25 protein-coding genes and 2 pseudogenes are annotated in these 17,831 nt (G+C 35.0%); 21 read left to right on the top strand and 6 right to left on the bottom strand.

The genetic code is table 11. From position 1 onward, the window contains the following. Nucleotides 1–4 precede the first annotated feature (4 nt). Entirely contained in the window at nt 5–835 is an 831-nt protein-coding gene (locus EC501_RS02510) for a glycerophosphodiester phosphodiesterase (RefSeq protein WP_122970710.1), read from the top strand. A gap of 173 nt (nt 836–1,008) precedes the next feature. After that, nucleotides 1,009–2,184, top strand: coding sequence for an endonuclease (locus EC501_RS02505; RefSeq protein ID WP_122970709.1), 1,176 nt, complete (start codon nt 1,009–1,011; stop codon nt 2,182–2,184). A gap of 98 nt (nt 2,185–2,282) precedes the next feature. On the opposite strand, the gene EC501_RS02500 is transcribed toward EC501_RS02505, so the two are convergent. From EC501_RS02500 to EC501_RS02490, 3 genes are read right to left on the bottom strand one after another with little or no spacing between them, the layout of a single operon-like run. After that, complete coding sequence (locus EC501_RS02500) at nt 2,283–3,419, bottom strand: zinc-dependent alcohol dehydrogenase (RefSeq protein WP_122970708.1); 1,137 nt, start codon at nt 3,417–3,419, stop codon at nt 2,283–2,285. A gap of 19 nt (nt 3,420–3,438) precedes the next feature. Next, the gene (locus EC501_RS02495; protein WP_122970707.1) at nt 3,439–3,807 is read right to left on the bottom strand and encodes a spore coat protein; all 369 of its coding nucleotides are present in this window, start codon (nt 3,805–3,807) and stop codon (nt 3,439–3,441) included. Between the two features lie 15 nt (nt 3,808–3,822). Continuing rightward, nucleotides 3,823–4,029, bottom strand: a complete 207-nt coding sequence (locus EC501_RS02490; protein ID WP_122970706.1) for a spore coat protein — start codon at nt 4,027–4,029, stop codon at nt 3,823–3,825. Between the two features lie 185 nt (nt 4,030–4,214). On the opposite strand from EC501_RS02490, the gene EC501_RS02485 reads away from it, so the two are divergent. The 10 genes and pseudogenes from EC501_RS02485 to EC501_RS02440 all read left to right on the top strand — a co-directional run bounded on the left by EC501_RS02485 (nt 4,215) and on the right by EC501_RS02440 (nt 11,390). Further along, nucleotides 4,215–4,961: a class I SAM-dependent methyltransferase gene (locus EC501_RS02485; RefSeq protein WP_122970705.1), complete on the top strand. Its 747-nt coding sequence runs from the start codon at nt 4,215–4,217 to the stop codon at nt 4,959–4,961. A 108-nt stretch (nt 4,962–5,069) separates the two neighbouring features. Then, nucleotides 5,070–5,627: a cysteine hydrolase family protein gene (locus EC501_RS02480; protein ID WP_122970704.1), complete on the top strand. Its 558-nt coding sequence runs from the start codon at nt 5,070–5,072 to the stop codon at nt 5,625–5,627. Nucleotides 5,628–5,720: 93 nt separating this feature from the next. After that, nucleotides 5,721–6,296 (top strand): annotated as a pseudogene (locus tag EC501_RS02475) (nucleotidyltransferase family protein). A gap of 17 nt (nt 6,297–6,313) precedes the next feature. Then, nucleotides 6,314–6,976: an HAD family hydrolase gene (locus EC501_RS02470; protein WP_122970703.1), complete on the top strand. Its 663-nt coding sequence runs from the start codon at nt 6,314–6,316 to the stop codon at nt 6,974–6,976. A gap of 14 nt (nt 6,977–6,990) precedes the next feature. Further along, a complete protein-coding gene (locus EC501_RS02465; RefSeq protein WP_122970702.1) occupies nt 6,991–7,686 on the top strand; it encodes a response regulator transcription factor in 696 nt (231 codons plus the stop codon). A gap of 2 nt (nt 7,687–7,688) precedes the next feature. After that, nucleotides 7,689–8,624 (top strand): sensor histidine kinase, encoded by a 936-nt coding sequence (locus tag EC501_RS02460; protein ID WP_122970701.1) that lies wholly within the window; start codon nt 7,689–7,691, stop codon nt 8,622–8,624. Between the two features lie 144 nt (nt 8,625–8,768). Then, nucleotides 8,769–9,692: an ABC transporter ATP-binding protein gene (locus tag EC501_RS02455; RefSeq protein WP_122970700.1), complete on the top strand. Its 924-nt coding sequence runs from the start codon at nt 8,769–8,771 to the stop codon at nt 9,690–9,692. Continuing rightward, nucleotides 9,685–10,365, top strand: a complete 681-nt coding sequence (locus EC501_RS02450) for an ABC transporter permease (RefSeq protein WP_122970699.1) — start codon at nt 9,685–9,687, stop codon at nt 10,363–10,365. Before EC501_RS02455 ends, EC501_RS02450 begins: the two co-directional genes overlap by 8 nt. Before the next feature lie 76 nt (nt 10,366–10,441). Beyond that, on the top strand, nt 10,442–10,936 hold the full coding sequence (locus EC501_RS02445) for a DinB family protein (RefSeq protein WP_122970698.1): 495 nt from the start codon (nt 10,442–10,444) through the stop codon (nt 10,934–10,936). A gap of 124 nt (nt 10,937–11,060) precedes the next feature. After that, nucleotides 11,061–11,390, top strand: a complete 330-nt coding sequence (locus tag EC501_RS02440; RefSeq protein WP_122970697.1) for an antibiotic biosynthesis monooxygenase family protein — start codon at nt 11,061–11,063, stop codon at nt 11,388–11,390. 33 nt (nt 11,391–11,423) lie between these two features. On the opposite strand, the pseudogene EC501_RS02435 reads toward EC501_RS02440, so the two are convergent. Further along, a pseudogene (locus EC501_RS02435) lies at nt 11,424–12,436 on the bottom strand (DUF2332 domain-containing protein). Between the two features lie 333 nt (nt 12,437–12,769). Here EC501_RS02435 and EC501_RS02430 point away from each other — a divergent pair. The 7 genes from EC501_RS02430 to EC501_RS02400 all read left to right on the top strand — a co-directional run bounded on the left by EC501_RS02430 (nt 12,770) and on the right by EC501_RS02400 (nt 16,416). Continuing rightward, nucleotides 12,770–13,642, top strand: a complete 873-nt coding sequence (locus EC501_RS02430) for a YitT family protein (protein ID WP_122970696.1) — start codon at nt 12,770–12,772, stop codon at nt 13,640–13,642. Between the two features lie 113 nt (nt 13,643–13,755). After that, the gene (locus EC501_RS02425) at nt 13,756–13,971 is read left to right on the top strand and encodes a hypothetical protein (RefSeq protein ID WP_122970695.1); all 216 of its coding nucleotides are present in this window, start codon (nt 13,756–13,758) and stop codon (nt 13,969–13,971) included. Between the two features lie 7 nt (nt 13,972–13,978). Beyond that, nucleotides 13,979–14,626, top strand: coding sequence for a GNAT family N-acetyltransferase (locus tag EC501_RS02420; RefSeq protein WP_122970694.1), 648 nt, complete (start codon nt 13,979–13,981; stop codon nt 14,624–14,626). Nucleotides 14,627–14,696: 70 nt separating this feature from the next. Continuing rightward, nucleotides 14,697–14,957 carry a hypothetical protein gene (locus tag EC501_RS02415; protein WP_122970693.1) on the top strand — a complete coding sequence of 87 codons (261 nt, stop codon included), beginning with the start codon at nt 14,697–14,699 and terminating at the stop codon, nt 14,955–14,957. Then, entirely contained in the window at nt 14,944–15,336 is a 393-nt protein-coding gene (locus EC501_RS02410; RefSeq protein ID WP_122970692.1) for a MarR family winged helix-turn-helix transcriptional regulator, read from the top strand. The genes EC501_RS02415 and EC501_RS02410 overlap by 14 nt, the downstream gene beginning before the upstream one ends. Then, entirely contained in the window at nt 15,333–15,674 is a 342-nt protein-coding gene (locus EC501_RS02405; RefSeq protein ID WP_174232637.1) for a DUF3147 family protein, read from the top strand. The genes EC501_RS02410 and EC501_RS02405 overlap by 4 nt, the downstream gene beginning before the upstream one ends. Before the next feature lie 13 nt (nt 15,675–15,687). Beyond that, nucleotides 15,688–16,416 (top strand): AAA family ATPase, encoded by a 729-nt coding sequence (locus EC501_RS02400; RefSeq protein WP_122970690.1) that lies wholly within the window; start codon nt 15,688–15,690, stop codon nt 16,414–16,416. Between the two features lie 99 nt (nt 16,417–16,515). Here the strand turns inward: EC501_RS02400 and EC501_RS18340 are convergent, their stop codons facing one another. Together EC501_RS18340 and EC501_RS02395 are read right to left on the bottom strand one after the other, a co-directional pair. Continuing rightward, nucleotides 16,516–16,653, bottom strand: coding sequence for a hypothetical protein (locus EC501_RS18340; protein WP_158599658.1), 138 nt, complete (start codon nt 16,651–16,653; stop codon nt 16,516–16,518). 19 nt (nt 16,654–16,672) lie between these two features. Next, on the bottom strand, nt 16,673–16,888 hold the full coding sequence (locus tag EC501_RS02395) for a hypothetical protein (protein WP_241559259.1): 216 nt from the start codon (nt 16,886–16,888) through the stop codon (nt 16,673–16,675). Between the two features lie 180 nt (nt 16,889–17,068). On the opposite strand from EC501_RS02395, the gene EC501_RS02390 reads away from it, so the two are divergent. Then, the gene (locus EC501_RS02390) at nt 17,069–17,413 is read left to right on the top strand and encodes a VOC family protein (protein WP_122970689.1); all 345 of its coding nucleotides are present in this window, start codon (nt 17,069–17,071) and stop codon (nt 17,411–17,413) included. Between the two features lie 27 nt (nt 17,414–17,440). Continuing rightward, nucleotides 17,441–17,821, top strand: a complete 381-nt coding sequence (locus EC501_RS02385; RefSeq protein WP_174232633.1) for a VOC family protein — start codon at nt 17,441–17,443, stop codon at nt 17,819–17,821. The last annotated feature ends 10 nt before the right edge of the window (nt 17,822–17,831 follow it).

Raw genomic sequence — 17,831 nt, 5'->3', positions numbered from 1 at the left:
GAGAGTGAACAAAAAGTTTTTAGTAGGTGCAGGGTTAGCTTTTTCATTGTTAGTTAGTCCATTCAGTCAGGTGTTTGCAGAACAACCAACAGTAGGAGAAAGAAAACAAGTGGATAATGTCGCCCACCGTGGTGCAACAGGTTATGCACCAGAAAATACGATTGCTGCTTTTGATTTAGCTGTTGAGATGAAGGCAGATTATATTGAAATCGATGTTCAAAGAAGTAAAGATGGCGAATTAGTATTAATCCATGATACAACAGTGGATCGTACAACGGATGGAACAGGAAAAGTTGGAGATTTAACTTTTGAACAACTTAGAAGTCTTGATGCAGGTAGTTGGTTTGGGGAGCAGTTTGAAGGAGAGAAAATCCCAACATTTGATGAAATTCTTGATCGTTATCATGGAAAGGTTGGAATTTTAGTCGAAATGAAATCTCCAGAACTGTATCCAGGTATTGAAGAACAAGTGGCGGAGGAATTAAAGGAACGCAATCTTGATAAACCTCAAAACGAAAAAATTATTATCCAATCTTTTAATTTTGATTCAATGAAGAAAATGGATAAACTTCTTCCGAAAGTTCCGATTGGTGTATTAACTTCTAACCGTGCCCATACAACTCCGGAAGCTTTACAGGAATTTTCAACTTATGCAGATTGGTTTAACCCAAGTTACGGAATTGTCACAAAGGAACTAGTTAACCAAGTTCACTCTCTTGGTATGCAAATTGGATCATGGACAGTTCGTAGTCAAGAAGCAGCAGACTTCCTATTTGAAATGGGAGTTGACGCAATCATTACAGATTATCCAGATTACGTAGATCCAAGAAAATAAAACACTATAAAAAGTTTGAAAGAGGGGTAGTTCTAATTGCTACTCCTTTTTCTCGTATCCTTTATAGTTGGTTTTCTATAAGTTTATAAAAAGTCTGAAAATTTAAAAATATGATATAATACTATTGAGTACGTTAGGGGAATTAAACAAATAACTATTTTAGGAGGAGTAACATGGGGAAAAGCTTCATTAAAAGTTTAGTAACAATCTTTCTGATTGCTTTCATTTTCCTTCAGACGATTCCATCTTCATTGACTGCAGCAGCAGGGGATGGTTCATGGTCATCACCTTTTTCTGTTTCGCAAGCTGTAAACAGTCAAACTAGCACAGTCAAAACAGTCCAAGGGTACGTCGTTGGGCAACCGATATCGACAAGTACAGTTATTACAAGTGGTTTTCCGAATGATTATGCCCTTGCTTTAGCCGATAATCCTTCGGAAACAAATATTTCTAAAATGCTTTATGTTCAAGTTCCTTCATCGTTCCGCTCTTCCTATGGATTAAAAACGAATCCTTTTTTAATGGGAGAAAGCATTAAAGTAACGGGTACACTTACAGCTTATTTTTCCCATGCTGGATTAAAAGATGGAACAGCTTTCGAAAGAATGGGAGAGGGGATACCTCCTTCTGAACCAGAACCCGAGCCAGATCCAATACCAATACCAAACGGTTACTATGATGCAGCTATTGGAAAAACGGGAGAAGCATTAAAAACTGCATTGCATAATATTATTGATGATCACACGGAACTATCCTATTCCGAAGTTTGGGATGCCCTTCGAGAAACGGATGAAGATCCGAACAATCCGAATAATGTAATCTTATTATATACAGGACGTTCCCAAGGGAAATATACGAATGGATCAGGGGTGAATGATTGGAATCGGGAGCATGTTTGGGCGAAATCCCATGGAGACTTTGGAACAACAATGGGGCCCGGTACAGATTTACATCATCTTCGCCCAACCGATGCGTCAGTGAACAGTACAAGAAACAATTTAGACTTTGATAACGGGGGGAGAGAGCACTCTGAAGCTCTTGGTAATTATTATGATTCTGATTCTTGGGAACCGCGGGATAGCGTAAAGGGAGACGTAGCGCGAATGCTCTTTTATATGGCAGTACGAAATGAAGGTGATAGTGGAGAACCAGATTTAGAATTAAATAATTTAGTTAATAACGGTTCCGCTCCATACCACGGAAAATTATCCGTCTTGCTTCAATGGCATCAACAAGATCCAGTCGATCAATTTGAACGAGAACGAAACGAAATCATTTTTAACGACTATCAACATAACCGTAACCCATTTATTGATCATCCAGAGTGGGTAGAGGCTATTTGGCAATAAAAGAAGAAAAGGGTACATGAGAAAACCCCCTTTTAAAATGAAAAATCATCTTATCTTTATCTTAGATTAAAGGTAAGATGATTTTTTGTTGAATAGGATTATGGTTTTAATACGACTTTAATACAATCGTCTTGTTTTGTATCGAAAATTTCATAGCCATGTTTTGCCTTTTCAAGGGGGAGGACATGGGTAATGATATCCTTTGGATCGACTTTTCCTTCCGCAATGAGATTATATATATGGGGCATATAATGGATGACGGGTGCTTGTCCTGTACGAATGTTTACGTTCCGTTGGAAAATGTCACCTAAAGGAAAGGCGTTATAACGACCACCATAAACGCCGGTAATTTGAATTGTTCCACCTTTTCGTACAGCTTGACTGGCAGTGACCAATGCTCCCAACGCACCACTTTGCAGTTTTAAACCGCTGGCAAGAAATTCGAGGGGAGTCATTTTACCACTCATACCGACACAATCGATGACTACGTCAGCACCGCCCTTTGTTATTTCCTTTAAATATTCACCACAGTTTTCATGATCTTCAAAATTAACAATTTCCACTTTATTTGTCCGCTTTGCATGTTTTAATCGATAGCCGACATAATCGACTGCAATAATGCGTTCGGCACCTTTTAGCCAGGCAAATTTTTGTGCTAATAATCCGATTGGACCGCATCCAAGAATCACGACTGTATCGCCTTGTTTTACACCGGCATTATCGACACTCCAAAAGGCGGTAGTAGCAGCATCTGCTAGCAAAACTAAACTTTCATCGGGTACTTCACTGTTTTCAGGTATTTTAAAAGGTGTAAAGTTTGCATAAGGGACACGCATGAATTCGGCTTGACCACCTGGAAATCCTCCGGCAGTGTCGGAGTAACCAAAATAGGCACCCATTTCACCATTTTGGTTCGCATTGTCACATTGACTCTCTAAATCGTGATGGCAATACCAACATTGTCCACAAGCGACATTAAAGGGGATGATGACCCGATCACCTTTTTTTACTTTCGTCACATTTTTTCCGATTTCTTCAACAATACCCATCGGTTCATGACCAATCACGTAATCTTCTCCTAGGTTAGGAATCATGCCGTGAAGTAAATGTAAGTCTGAACCACAGATAGCAGTAGTCGTTAATCGCACGATAATATCATCATCTTTTTTAATTTTTGGTTCCTTTACATCTTTTACTTCAACATTTTTAATGCCTTGGTAGGTTACAGCTTTCATTTTAAAAACTCCCTTTTATTCATTTTTCCTTCTTTGGTGGAGTTGGGAACAGCCCTTTACGGTTCATATTTTCTGGGAACAAATCAAGTTTCGCAATACTAATGGCATTTTCAGCCGACCGAATATCGAGTTCCTTTTGCTTATCTAAGTCATATGGCTTTAGCCAATCTTTTTTCATCATCAATTCGGAAATCTCGAAATATAATTCAATCATTACTTCCAGTTGGGTTTTGAAAATTTTTTGAAGCGTTGGGGAAGCCGTTTCAGTTAAAGCGATGGAGAGGGTTCGTACACCCGTTTTAACAGATAATAAAAACTCCAATGCAATACCAGAATCCGTTAGTTCTGGCATGCCGACAGAGTTAATGGGATCTAAATAGTCTTTCATGTTATTTACCTCCGATTATTCTAGCTCAGAATTTGAGTAGAGTTTTAACATAGCAGCTAAAGCAGGTGTCGATAATTTAACGTTTTTATCCAATAATTCGCGTAAATCTTGGTCAAAGACAATCCCTTGACTTAGTTTTGATTTCAATAAACTTGTCGTCATAAAGTTAATCACTTCATGAAATTCTAACGTTTCGTGAAGTGCTAATTTTTTTTCAAACATAAAGAGCACCTCCTTATTTTTCTTTCAAAAGGCTATCCCTTAATGTAAAGATTTATTCAAATAAAATATTCGGCCAGTAAGTAGAAATTTGATTAACTCTGAAGGTTGAAAGGAACTTGTGTAGTCTTTAGCGAACTTAATTCGTAGGTGCTTACAATTGAATGAAATATATGGGAGGGGAATCTTTGAAACAAAATATTTATGACCACCCGAAGTTTTTTAATCAATATATTTCTTTAAGGGAGAGCGGAATCACGTACAATGATTTTGTTGAACAACCAGCAATTAAGTCGCTTATTCCAACATTAAAGGACAAAACCGTTTTAGATTTAGGTTGTGGAACAGGCGATTTCGCCAGCTATTGTATTGAGAATGGGGCAGCAAAAGTTTTGGCAATAGATATTTCAAAAAATATGATCGATAGAGCAATGAAAGAAAATTATCATGAAAAAATAGAATATCTTTGTAGTCCTTTTGAAGATTTCGAATTACATAATCAAACCTTTGACCTGATTATTAGCTCATTGGCTATTCACTATATAGAAGATTACGAAGGATTGATTTCAAAGGTTACCCATTTATTAACGGATGGTGGAGAATTCATTTTCTCTACTGAACATCCGATGGTAACGGCAAGAAAAAACATGAACAATTGGGTAAGGGATGAGGAAGGAAATAAACTGCATTGGGCTGTGGATCATTATCAAGAGGAAGGGATGCGAAAAGAGTATTGGTATATAGATGGGGTTATTAAATACCATCGCACGATTTCGACTTTGCTCAATACAATAATAAAAAAAGGGCTAGTTTTAGAGGAAATAGTAGAACCAACGTCGATTCCAATTGGTTTGGAGAAAATGCCGAAATTAATCAATGAACAACGGAAACCTTCCTTTCTTGTTATTAAAGCGAAAAAAGGAAATAGAAAGTAAAATTTTAACAAGTAGAACAAGGATTTGGGCTCGTTAAAATGGAATAGTAAAAAATAGACACTCATATAGTAAGTGTTATTTATGAAAATGACTCGAGGAGGTCATAGATTGAAACAAGCCCTATTAATAATTGACGCCCAGCAAGCGTTAATTGATGGAGAACAAGTAAAGACAGGTGTATATAAGAAAGAGCGATTAATAGCTAATATTAATCATGTTATTCAAAAGGCGTTAGACGAAAATATTCCGATTATTTTTGTAAGAGACATAGACGTGTCCAACGGGGAAGGCCCGGGTTTTGAAGTACATGGTGATATTCATGTTCCAAATAACTCAGTTATTTTTAACAAGGCAGCAACGAACGCCTTTTATGGGACTGGTTTAAAGGCTTATTTGGAGGAACAACAAATTAAACATCTTGTCATCATGGGCTGTCAAACGGAAGCGTGTATCGATACCGCAGTAAGAACGGCAACTGTCAGCGGTTTTGATGTAACGCTAGTTGGAGATGGTCACTCTACTTATGATTCAAAGATGTTAACGGCAGAACAAATTATTCTTCATCATAATCGAATTCTTCATGGTCATTATAATGTGTATCATTTTTCAATGGTTCGTAATGCAGAAGAAGATTTATTTACCCCGACCCACAACAACTATCGATAATCTTTAAGTTTGAAGCGTTTCCGAGATGGAGGCGCTTTAAAACTATTTTGATAGAAACGGAAATAACAACCTATAAGGAGTAAAATTAAACGAATGAATGAACAAACTATACTTTCACTAATACGAAGTGATCAATGGATGATGGATATATTACATGTAGTAAATACGTTAAATTTACCAGATTGGTGGATTTGTGCGGGTTTTATTCGTTCGAAAATTTGGGATTCGCTCCATTTATATAAAAATAGAACTCCTCTTCCTGATATTGATGTGATTTATTTTGACCCAACTAATTTAAGAGAATCAGTAGAAAAGGATTTGGAGGAGCAGTTAAGAATACTTTTTCCTGACATCCCTTAGTTAGTAAAAAACGAAGCGCGGATGCATATTAGAAACGGAGTAAAACCTTATCTATCCTCAACCGATGCCATTTCTAAATTTCCAGAAACTGCTACAGCTATCGGTGTCAAAATAGATGATAATGACCAACTTCAATTAACGGCACCCTATGGCTTTCATGATGTTGTGAATTTAATAGTAAAGCCAACGCCTTTTATAGTCGAAACAAAGGAAGGGAAAAGGTTATATGAAGTGCGAAGGATCAATAAAAATTGGAACGTCATTTGGCCACAATTAAAAGTTTATTCCATTGATGAGTTGGATGATTAGAAATAAAGGAGACGATTATGAACAAATATAAAATCATTTTATTTGACCTAGATGGAACATTGACAGACCCTAAAGAAGGTATTACAAACTCTGTTCAATATGCATTAAAGAAAATGAACATTGATGAGGTTAATTTAGATTATCTAGAACAGTTTATAGGGCCACCGTTACATCATTCCTTTGCTGAGTTTTATAACTTTGATGACAGCCAAACGAAGAAAGCTGTTGAATTTTATCGGGAGCGTTTTAAAGAAAAGGGAATGTTTGAAAATGAATTATATTCCGGTATTCCCTCTCTCTTAATGAAACTGAAAAAACAGGAATATAAGTTAGTAGTTGCTACCTCTAAGGTTACTGAATTCGCTAATCAAATTTTACAGTACTTTCAACTGGATCCATTTTTTGAACTTGTCGTTGGTAGTCATTTTGATGGAACCCGTTCTTCAAAAGCAGAAATTATTCAGTATATACTAAATCAGTATCATGGACATTCATTATGTGACTTTGTAATGATTGGAGATCGGAAATATGATGGTATTGGAGCGAACAAAGTGGGAATTGATTTCATTGCCGTTACTTATGGATATGGTTCGCTACAAGAATTAAAAGAGTGTGAACCAACTTTAATCGTTCCTTCCGTTGATCAACTACAAGAGGTCTTATTAAACAATGAAAACTAATTGGATGTGGAAAAATGCAAAAAGTTATTTTACTTGTTGAAGATGATAAAGAAATAAGTCATCTTATTAAAAGTCACTTAGAGAGCGAAAACTTTACGATTATTACTGCTTTTGATGGTGAAGAAGCTCTTAGTCATTTTCAACAAGATAAGTTTGATTTAATTTTACTAGACTTAATGATTCCGAAATTAAGTGGCATGGAGTTATTGAAAAAGTTTAGGGAAACTAGTTTAGTTCCGGTACTAATTATCTCAGCAAAAGGTAGCGATATTGATAAAGCATTAGGGTTAGGATTTGGAGCCGACGACTATATTAGCAAGCCGTTTTCTATGATTGAACTAACTGCTCGAGTAAATGCGGCAATACGAAGGGCAACGCAATATTCCACTGTAGAGAAACAATCGATAGCGAATACATTACACTACAAAGAACTGACATTAGATTTAAATTCATTTACAGCCCAAGTTAAAGATAAGATAGTGAAGCTTACATCAAAGGAATTTCATATGTTAAAGCTAATGATGACGAATAAAAGTCGTGTATTTACAAAGGAACAAATTTACGAAATGATTTGGGAAGATGATTATTTTGGAAATGAAAATGTAATTAACGTACATATTCGAAGACTAAGAGAAAAAATCGAAGAAGATCCATCCAACCCCCAATATATTCAAACCGTTTGGGGAATTGGTTACAAATTAGGAGAGTGAACATGATTTTACTATTGATTGTAATCATCGTCCTATTATTACTCCTGATTGGTTGGCAATCCTATTCCAAGTTCAAAATCAAGAAAAACTTAAGAGAATTAAGTCAACAACTAGATTCTATCCTTCATGAACAGTCTGCTGAAAAGGTGTTGTTCATAACAAATGAGGAAACGGTTCAAACTGCTCTCATTCAAATAAATCGCCTACTCGATTTCAATCAAAAAATAATTGCGGATTATTCGAAAACAAAAGAAAGTTTAAGAAAAATGATCTCAAACATGTCCCACGATTTGAAAACACCATTGACGGTCATTTTAGGATATGTAGAGAAATTAATGATGGATAAAATGATGCAAAAAGAAGAACGTACAATAGTTACGCACCAACTTTATAAAAAAACAGAGCAAGTAATCGAATTAATTCATCGATTTTTTGATTTAGTGAAATTGGAATCTGGGGATTATTCTATTCCGTTAACAAAGGTGTCTGTAAGCGAGATTTGCAGGAAAAATGTGCTGGAATTTTACCATTTACTTCAGTCAAAAAAATTGCAAGTGGAACTGGACATTCCTGAACAAGATTATTTTATTCTTGGAAATGAAGAAGCGTTAAATCGTGTATTGAGTAATTTAATTTCTAACGCCCTTCGTTATGGTAGTGAGGGAGGTATCATTGGCTTAACGGTACGAGAAGAAGCGGATAATATTGCTATAGATGTTTGGGATCAAGGAAAGGGCATTGCAGAAAAGGAGCAAGAGCTTGTATTTGAACGGCTGTATACGTTGAATGATGCGCGGAATCCCGAATTTCAAGGAAGTGGACTCGGTTTAAGTATTACAAAACGGTTAGTGGAAGGGATGAAAGGCTCTATCTTCTTAAAAAGTAAACCTTACGAAAAAACGGTATTTACGTGTGTCTTTAACCGGATAACCTACTAGTAGTGGGACTTTAAAAGTCGTCAAATCAACTTTTATAATCTTTTCTTTTTTATACATAGAAAACTTAAGAAATTTGTAAGGTTTTAGAAAGAAAAAAAAAAGTCTGTTGCTTATGATAAGGGTAACAGAAAGGGGAGAGGCGATTTGGAATATATCGTAAAAACAACAGGTCTGACGAAAAAAGTAAAAGGGAAAGAACTAGTTTCAAATATTAATTTACACATTAAAAAGGGAGAAATATATGGTTTCCTTGGTCAAAACGGGGCTGGGAAAACGACGATTATGAAAATGCTCACAGGGATCACTTCTTCAACAAGCGGTGAAATTGAACTTTTTGGGCATAAGCTTACTAATCGTTCAAAGGCTGCTCTAAAGAGAGTCGGAAGCATTATTGAATATCCTACCTTTTTCGAACATTTAACAGCGATGGAAAACTTAAAAATCCATTGTGACTATTTAGGCTATTATGACGAAGTTGCTATTAAGCAAGCTTTAAATATGGTTCATTTAAAGGGAAACGAAAACGGGCGAGTAAAGGATTTTTCCCTTGGGATGAAACAACGATTAGGAATTGCGCGGGCAATCATTACGAAACCGGAATTGATTATTTTAGATGAACCAACGAATGGTTTAGATCCAATTGGTATTAAAGATATTCGGGATTTAATATTAATGCTCAATCAAGATTACGGGATTACCTTTCTATTATCGAGTCACATCTTAGGAGAGATGGAACAAATCGTTAACCGTATAGGAGTAATCGATAAAGGTAAGTTAATAAATGAAATTTCTATTGAAGAAATTCGAAAACAGCGAACGGATTACATTGAACTTCAAACACCAAATGTAGAGAAAGCAGTTTATTTGATAGAAAGTGAACTTCAAATATCCAATATGAAAATCATCCAGAACAATCGAATTCGAATTTACGATCTGAATCATTCCCAATCAGACATTACAAAAATGTTAATTGTTCATGGTGTGGACATTGAAGAAATTCAGAAGCATACAAGTTCTTTAGAAGATTATTATTATGCACAAATTAACGGAGGTGGCAAAGTTGGCTAAATTAATGATACTTGAATGGAAAAAATTAAAACGACCTTTAGTTATCGGAGAGTTGGCGATTTACTTAGGGATTCTCATGATCCTTCCTCCATTCTTTATTGACTCTATTATTCCATTTTTTAACGAAAGTTACGCCCTTGCCATTGAACTGAATTCCTTTATCCAATTAGGCATGGTATTATTTGGGGCATCTTTAATTAATCATGTATTTATTGAAGAGTATAAATCAAAAACGATGTCCTTATCTTTCGGTTATCCGATTAGTAGAAGAAAGTTGTTTATAGCGAAAATTTTGTTTATAGCTTTTGCCGTTTTTATTACAACAATCCTTTCCTTTTTTCTATCAGGTATCGTCATTTTCACCGTTGATCAATTTATCCCGATTATCAATGGGCAGCCAACAATTGATGACATCATTACGTTTATAACTACGATGATAACGACTGCTTTCAAAGCAACGATTATTACATTTATTCCGTTATTTTTGTTCGGTATATGGAAAAGAGCTGTATTTCCAACGATTGTTTGTTCAATTATTGCAATTCAGGCGCCTAATTTTTCATCCTTTATCAATGTACAGCCAGATACATTAATCGTTGCGTTTTGCATATTCGGAGGACTAAGTATTCTCTTATCCATTGTATTAGCAGAAAGATTAGGAGAAATTAAATAAACATAAATTGTATTCCAATGAATATATATAATAAGTTGCTTGTTTTCTAGTAAAGACATAAAGGAGCGAAAAAAAGATGAAAATGTTCTTTCGATATAATTGGATGGTAAGAGAAGAATGGTATAAATGGTGTGAGGAGTTGCCAGAAGAGGAGTTATTACGGCAACGTACGGGAGGGATGGAGAGTATATTAAAAACTCTTTTCCATATCGTAGACGTAGAGTGGAGTTGGATCCGCCAAATACAAGGTAAACCTGATTTTCAAGAGGATTTTGAAAAGTTTAGTAGTTTAGAAAAGGTGCGACAACTAGATGCTCGGTTTAAAGAAGAAGTAGAGGGCTTTGTGAATAACTGGGATGCGAGTATGGAAAGTCGTTTATTTACCGAAACTTTACCAGATGGAAGAGTAGTAACAGACACTTGGGGTGAAATTGTACGCCATATCATTGCCCATGAAATTCACCACATTGGCCAATTATCCATTTGGTCAAGAGAGCTAGGGAAAAAGCCAATATCCGCTAATGTTATCGGACGGGGTCTTGCTGACAAAGGAAATCAATCATTAATCTAATGGTTTAATAGTTTTAGTTTTCTGCGTTTTCATATGAGAAGACGCATTTTTTATTTGTTATTTAGGTATAACTAGAGAAAAAGAAGGAATATCCTATAGAAAGTAGTGAAGGAGGGCACCTGAGATGAACGAAGCTACGACAATTCATGAACCACCTTATTATGCAGTGATCTTCACGTCAAAGGGAACGGGTGTAGACAAAGGATACGGCACGATGGCAGAGAAAATGACAGCTTTAGCATCTAGCCAAGAGGGCTTTTTAGGGATAGAAAGTGTTCGAGATGATGAATTAGGAATTATGGTATCCTATTGGGATTCTTTAGAAGCAATTCAACAGTGGAGAGAGCATACTGCCCATAAAGTTGCTAAGGAAAAAGGGAAATCCGAATGGTATAAAGGATATTCTTTAAAAATTTGTAAAGTGGAAAAAAACTATTCATTTGAAAAGGAATGACAACATCCCCCAAATTATGGGGGATGCTTTATTCTACTTTGCCCAATTAAACCATCTTGCATGACCATCTGTATTTTCCATCATTCTTTTTTCAATGATTTCTCCATCATATATATAATCTTGATGTAAATTCGGATCGTACATATTGTTATAGCAATGATATAACGGACGTTTTGTACTTATTTTACTCAACTTTTCAACTAGCTGTTGTCGTCCTTCCATTGGGATTTGATTTGCCACGTGAGTATGAAAAACGACAATCATTTCACCTTCAGGAATAAGCTCACATAGATCCTCCAATTTAGCAATCCCATCTCCTCGAACTAATTGAAGATGGAGCTGTGTTACAACATTAGCCGCTTCCTTTAATAATTCTCTCCGTTCATGATGTTCGGGCCAAATAAGGGCTTGTAGCCATCTTAATTCGTTTTCATCCTTTAAATCAATCGGGTTCAAGTCCACTCCTATCCGTGTTTTCACTTTCGGGGTTGTATAAATGGCATTTGGTAATGGAGTGCCGATATTTTCAGATGAGATTATAACGGGTGTTTTGGAGTTCGTAACGGAAATTTCCCCATTATATAAATAATTATATTGATCCACGCCAAGCTGAAGACCAGCGCTTGTACCAATTTCAACTAATGCTAATGGTTGTTTATGTTCTTCAAAATTTCTGCAAGCATTGGATATAAATAAGCACATCTCCGAACTTCATTCGTCTGTACAAGCTTCGTTTGAAAAAGTTCATTTAGAGATTGTTCATGTTTTAATACAAATTGTTTAAAGGGTAAAAAAGCTTCTTCAGCAGGAAGTAGATGATCTGAAAAGGTAGGATAGTAATTTTTTAATGATTCATCCTTTTCAAATAATAAATAGTGGACGATGGCGAAAAGTAAATTCGGTTTAGGCTGACCTGTTGGAATGGTGGTAACAATATCGAGTAATTCAGCGTCCTCAGCTATTTGATAGGAAAGTACTTCATATAATTTACTAGAATTTTCACACTCGTATTTTGCAAAACGTTGAAATTGTTCACTCAGTTTCATCCCCATAATTTAGCTCCCCTTCATTTGATTCATAACGTCAAAACGATATTTTAAGCAGCTGTAAAAATCTCATGAAGTCAACCGTTTCTTGTAATTATTATACTGTTAAAATATTACAAATATCAATGGTGGTGATTGAAAGGTGTGGATCCTTGGTAATAAAATAAAGTATTTTTTCGTATTAAATGCCATACTACATTTAAATAAGAAGACTTATGATTTTGATAATCGTTTCTGTACTACTATAATTAAGTAGGAGTATCAAAATCTTATTACATAGATTAAACAGTACTGTATACAATATTTAATTTTAATTTGGATAGGGGAAATGAAATGAATAAAGAGAAAAAACGTAAACCTAAGATAGTAAAATTTTTATCAAAATCGATTTTGATTATCCTTGGTGGACTAATCGCAGCCTACGGACTAGAAGCGGTCCTCATCCCAAATAATGTTTCTGACGGTGGGGTAACGGGTCTGAGTATTGTTGGCTCACAGTTATTCGGTATACCATTAGGCGTTTTAATTGCAATCATCAACATTCCTTTTGTTTGGTTAGGTTATAAACAAATCGGGAAAAGTTTCGCTATTTATTCGGTAATTGGAATTGCGTCATTAGCAATTGGAACGGTTCTTATGCACCATGTACCAGCTATTATTAAAGGAGATACATTGCTCGTTACAGTTGTCGGTGGTGTCATTCTCGGCTTTGGTATGGGTCTTGCCTTGCGTAACGGTGGTGCCCTAGATGGTATTGATATGTTAGCAGTATTACTTTCTAAAAAGTTACCCTTTGGAACAAGTGATTTAATCTTATTTTTAAACTTATTTGTATTCATTATTGTTTCTACAGTATTCGGATTACAAGGTGCCATTCTTTCAGGGATTGCCTATTTTATAGCATCTAAAGTAATTCATATCGTAGAGGAAGGGTTAAGCGGTTCAAAAACCTTTAAAATTATTACTTCACATCCAGAAGTAATGGTGGAAACAATCAGGGATCGTTTAGGTCGAAGTGCTACATATAAAGATGCATACGGTGGCTATTCGAATGAATTATTCAAAGAGATAACATGTGTAATTAACCGTTTAGAAGAAAGTAAAATAAAAGAAATCATTCAGGAAATTGACCCCCATGCCTTTGTAACGGTTTATGACGTTGCTGAAGTAAAAGGCGGTAATTTCAGAAAAAGAGATATTCACTAAGTTTATCATGCTAGAAGCGCTTCCTTATGAGGAGGCGCTTTTTTCATGCTATTGAAAGGTTTTACGAATTGGGTGGCGAAATATTTTATAAGACAAAGGGGGAAAAATGGTCAATGGAGAAGGCACAAAATTTAATTGAGTTATCCCGGTTTTTGGCGAAATTAAATAACCAAAAGCAATTTCATATTGGATATTGTGGAGAAGTTGAAGAGGAAATTTATAAAACGTTAAAGGAAGATTTTGTCCATGAAAAGGATGGAATTTCCTTTTGGATAGCTAAAAATCAAGATGGAGTAATAATTACGGCAATTGGGTTAGACTGGAACTAGTGCAGAAGTGTGGGGACCTTTTCTGCAAATAGTTTCTCTACCTCTACAGCATCAATTATGGGAGCAAGTTGTAAAGGGAAATTCTTCAATAAGCGAGTTTTATTTTTTTGTTAATAAAGAAAACATAACTCAACAACAATTTTTAAATGAAATAGGTGCTGCAAAAACAGGAGAACATCTAATTTTAGAAATAAAAAAAGAAAACTTTCATGAGATGGGAGAAATACGGAGTAAACCTTACGAAGAAAGGGATTATCCAACATTTGAAAAGCTACATTTTGAAATGTTTCCCAATACCTATTACGATGCGAAAACAATTATTAATCGATTAAGTGAGCACTGTATTTTAAAAGTATTGAAATCTGAAATGAATGACGTTGTTGGTTACGCCTACTATGAAATCGACTCTGAAATAGGGGAGGCCTCCTTAGAATATTTAGCCATTTCTCCAAAAGCTCAAAATCAAGGATTAGGCACTTTGTTATTAAAAGAAGTTTTGACGGAGATGTTTTCCCACTCCCATATTACAGAAATTCGTTTAAGTGTAAATAATCAAAATAACCGAGCAAATCATGTCTACTTTAAGGCAGGATTTGAACAAAAACATATTTTGTACAGCTATCAATTTCATCGAAGAGTTGACGAAGATTTCTGAAAAAACTATTGAATTGTTATAACAGATTCGGTAAAACGGGAACAAATGTTCTTTCTGGAGGAGAAAAAAGATGCAATTGTACTTTTATAATGACACATATCAAAAGGCGGTTGATGAATATCAAATTACAGAGGACCAACTTCGTTTTACAGGTTCACCTAAGGAATGTACGGAGCTTTCATTAAACAATCCAGACCGTTTTGCCATTTTAGCGGTGGAAAATGGAAACCTTATTTATAGGGAAATGATGATGGACCTTTGTTTATATCGTGTTATACGATATAATCTGTATAAACGATATAAATGCGAGGTGCTTTATGGAATTAAATAATTATTTTACGGATATTTATTATTATCTACATCCAAAATTGGAACATGCGATTTCTCACCAAAGTGTACGTATTTTGCAAATTTTACAGAAAGAACAAAGTGTAACAGTTAGATCTTTGGCAGAAGCTTTGACTATTTCTCATAATACAGCTTCAGAGCATGTGAAAAAGTTGGAGAACAATGGATGGATTAAGAAGGAGCGTTCTGATAAAGATCAACGTAAAGTTTATTTAAAACTTACAGAACTTGGATTACAAGTTGTAAAGCAACATACTGAGTTAGATGAAAATTTACTGAAAGCAGCTTTAGGAAAGTTATCCGAAGAAGAGCAAGATAACGTCATGAGAGCCTTTCGTTTGTTAAGTGAGGCGGCGAAATAATGGTTTGGATAAAACTTTTCACGTCGGCTTTTATTATTGCTGCTGTAACAGAGTTGGCTAGGAAATTTCCCCTTTACGGAGGAATAATTGCGGCTCTCCCGCTCATTAGTTTACTCAGTATTTTCTGGTTAACCGTTCAAGGAGAAACAAGTAAACAAATCCAATCCTTTACATTAGGTGTCATTTTAGGTTTGCCAGCTACTATTGTGATGCTTTTAGCCATTTATTTCATGCTAAAAAATTCCTTTTCTTTCATTCTAGCCGTTATTGTAGGGATTGTTTCTTGGGGTGTATTTCTTTTCATTCAGAAAATTCTCATGGCACAATTCAATATTTAAAAGAGGTGTTTCCATGTTCCTTAAAAGAATTGAATTACTACATGATCGGATTGATTCTTATCAACAATATCCGTTTTCAATACCTTCTATCCAATCATTAAAAAGTTTAGATATAAAAAATAATGTTACGTTTTTAGTAGGTGAAAATGGATCAGGTAAATCCACGCTTTTAGAAGCCATTGCCGATAAATGTGGATTTAATACAGCGGGAGGTAGTCGGAATAATACATATAAAGTTGACCGTTCGGAATCAGCATTAGGGGAATACATAAGACTTTCTTGGTTGCCAAAAGTATCAAATGGATTCTTTCTTCGAGCAGAATCTTTTTACCATTTTGCTTCCCATATAGATGAAATTGGAGAAAGTCATAAAAGTATTTATGATTCCTATGGTGGTACTTCTTTACATGAGCAATCCCATGGGGAATCCTTTATTTCTTTATTCGCCAACAGATTTAGTGGAAAAGGGATTTATTTGTTGGACGAGCCGGAAGCAGCGCTATCCCCTCAACGACAACTTGCTTTTTTAAGAATAATCCATGATTTAGTAGTATCTGGAGAAAGCCAGTTTATTATTGCGACCCATTCACCGATTTTATTAGGATACCCTAATGCAACGATATATAGTTTTGATGACGGAACTATTGAAGAAGTAAATTATGAAGAAACGAGTCATTACCAAATTACAAAGTATTTTTTAGAAAATCGCGAACGTTTTTTAAGGGATATTTTTGAGGATTAAAAGATGATCGAGAAGTATAAAACGTTAGCTTCTGCAAATAATTTGATGTAAATAGAAATGCACCAAAGAGTAAAACTACTTATGGTGCATTTAATTTTTTTATTTGTTTTTTTGTTTATTCGCTTTCTTTTTTACTTCATTGACATCTAACTCTTGAGCAATTTCTTGATTGCTTTTTTGATTATTGTTTTTCTTATCTTCTTTTTCTTTAAAATTTGGTTTTCTTTTCTTTGCCACGATGTTTTCCTCCAAATATTTATCTTTTATTGGATTGTTGATTTTTATCATGGTTCGTTGCATTATTTTTATTTTTAACTTTTGAATCAAATTCTTCAGCAATTTCTGCTACGTTATCTTCAGGATTATGATTATGGCTTGTTTTATTTGTATGCAGGTGTTTATAAGTTTCAAAAGGATTATGAGTTCTCACATTCATCGTTTCTTTACTGTTTTTGTTCCCCAAAGATTTCACCTCCTAGAGTCTAATTTGCTCAGTAAAAAAGGTTTTATTCTATCGGTGTACTCGTACAATTTACATATTCAAACAAGGATTTCTAATTTTAAATGAATCAATAAAAGAATAAAGAATATAAAGGAATCATTTCTTTTTTGTAGAAAGTATAGGGGAGCCCTTTTGTGGAGGTGATTTAAAATGTCTCGAGTTATCGGTTTTGAAATGAGTAGTCAGGAACCTGAAAAGGCTGCAACATTTTATAGTCGTGTTTTCGGTTGGGAAACTGTAGAACAGGATTGGGAATACTGGTCTATTTCAACTTGTCAAAGAGAGGGGATCATAGGTGGTATTAGCAAAGGTCCTAGTGACTATCCGCATGGTACACGGATCCAAATTGAAGTCGATTCCATTGATGAAGCTGTGAAGAAAGCAATAGAAAATGGTGCGAAGGTTGTACGGGAGAAGATGGAGTTTGACGATTTCTATCTTTCCTATTTAGTTGATCCAGTTGGTATTGGCATTGGATTATATGAAAAGAAGTAACCATCAATGAAAGGAGCGATTTCTGACATGATAAAAATAATACCAATTAAAAATAAAATGAATGGAATTTTTGTTCACGTTACAAATTTAAAGCAGTCGGCAAAATGGTATTGTGACCTTTTAGGAATAGAACTAGATGTAGAAAAGGTTATATCACCTGTTTTTAATGTTCCGGTTGTCGGTACAACATCTCTAACATTAGATGACCACTCCTTTGATCCCCATTTTAAACATTATGTTAGTCCAAGTCCCATTTTCAATTTTTATACACCAAATATTGATGAAGCCTACCAGTATATTAAAGAAATAGGATATGAAGTTGTAAGAGAAATAGAAAGAGTAGGAGAAATGGCTTGGTTTAACATTCAAGACCTAGATGGCAATGTAGTCATGATTTGTAATTGCTAAAATTGATAGG

This window comes from Lysinibacillus halotolerans (assembly GCF_003711845.1).
GTDB lineage: Bacteria > Bacillota > Bacilli > Bacillales_A > Planococcaceae > Ureibacillus > Ureibacillus halotolerans.
Note: the sequence above shows the minus strand (reverse complement) of the source record. Positions and strands in the feature narration are given on the sequence as shown.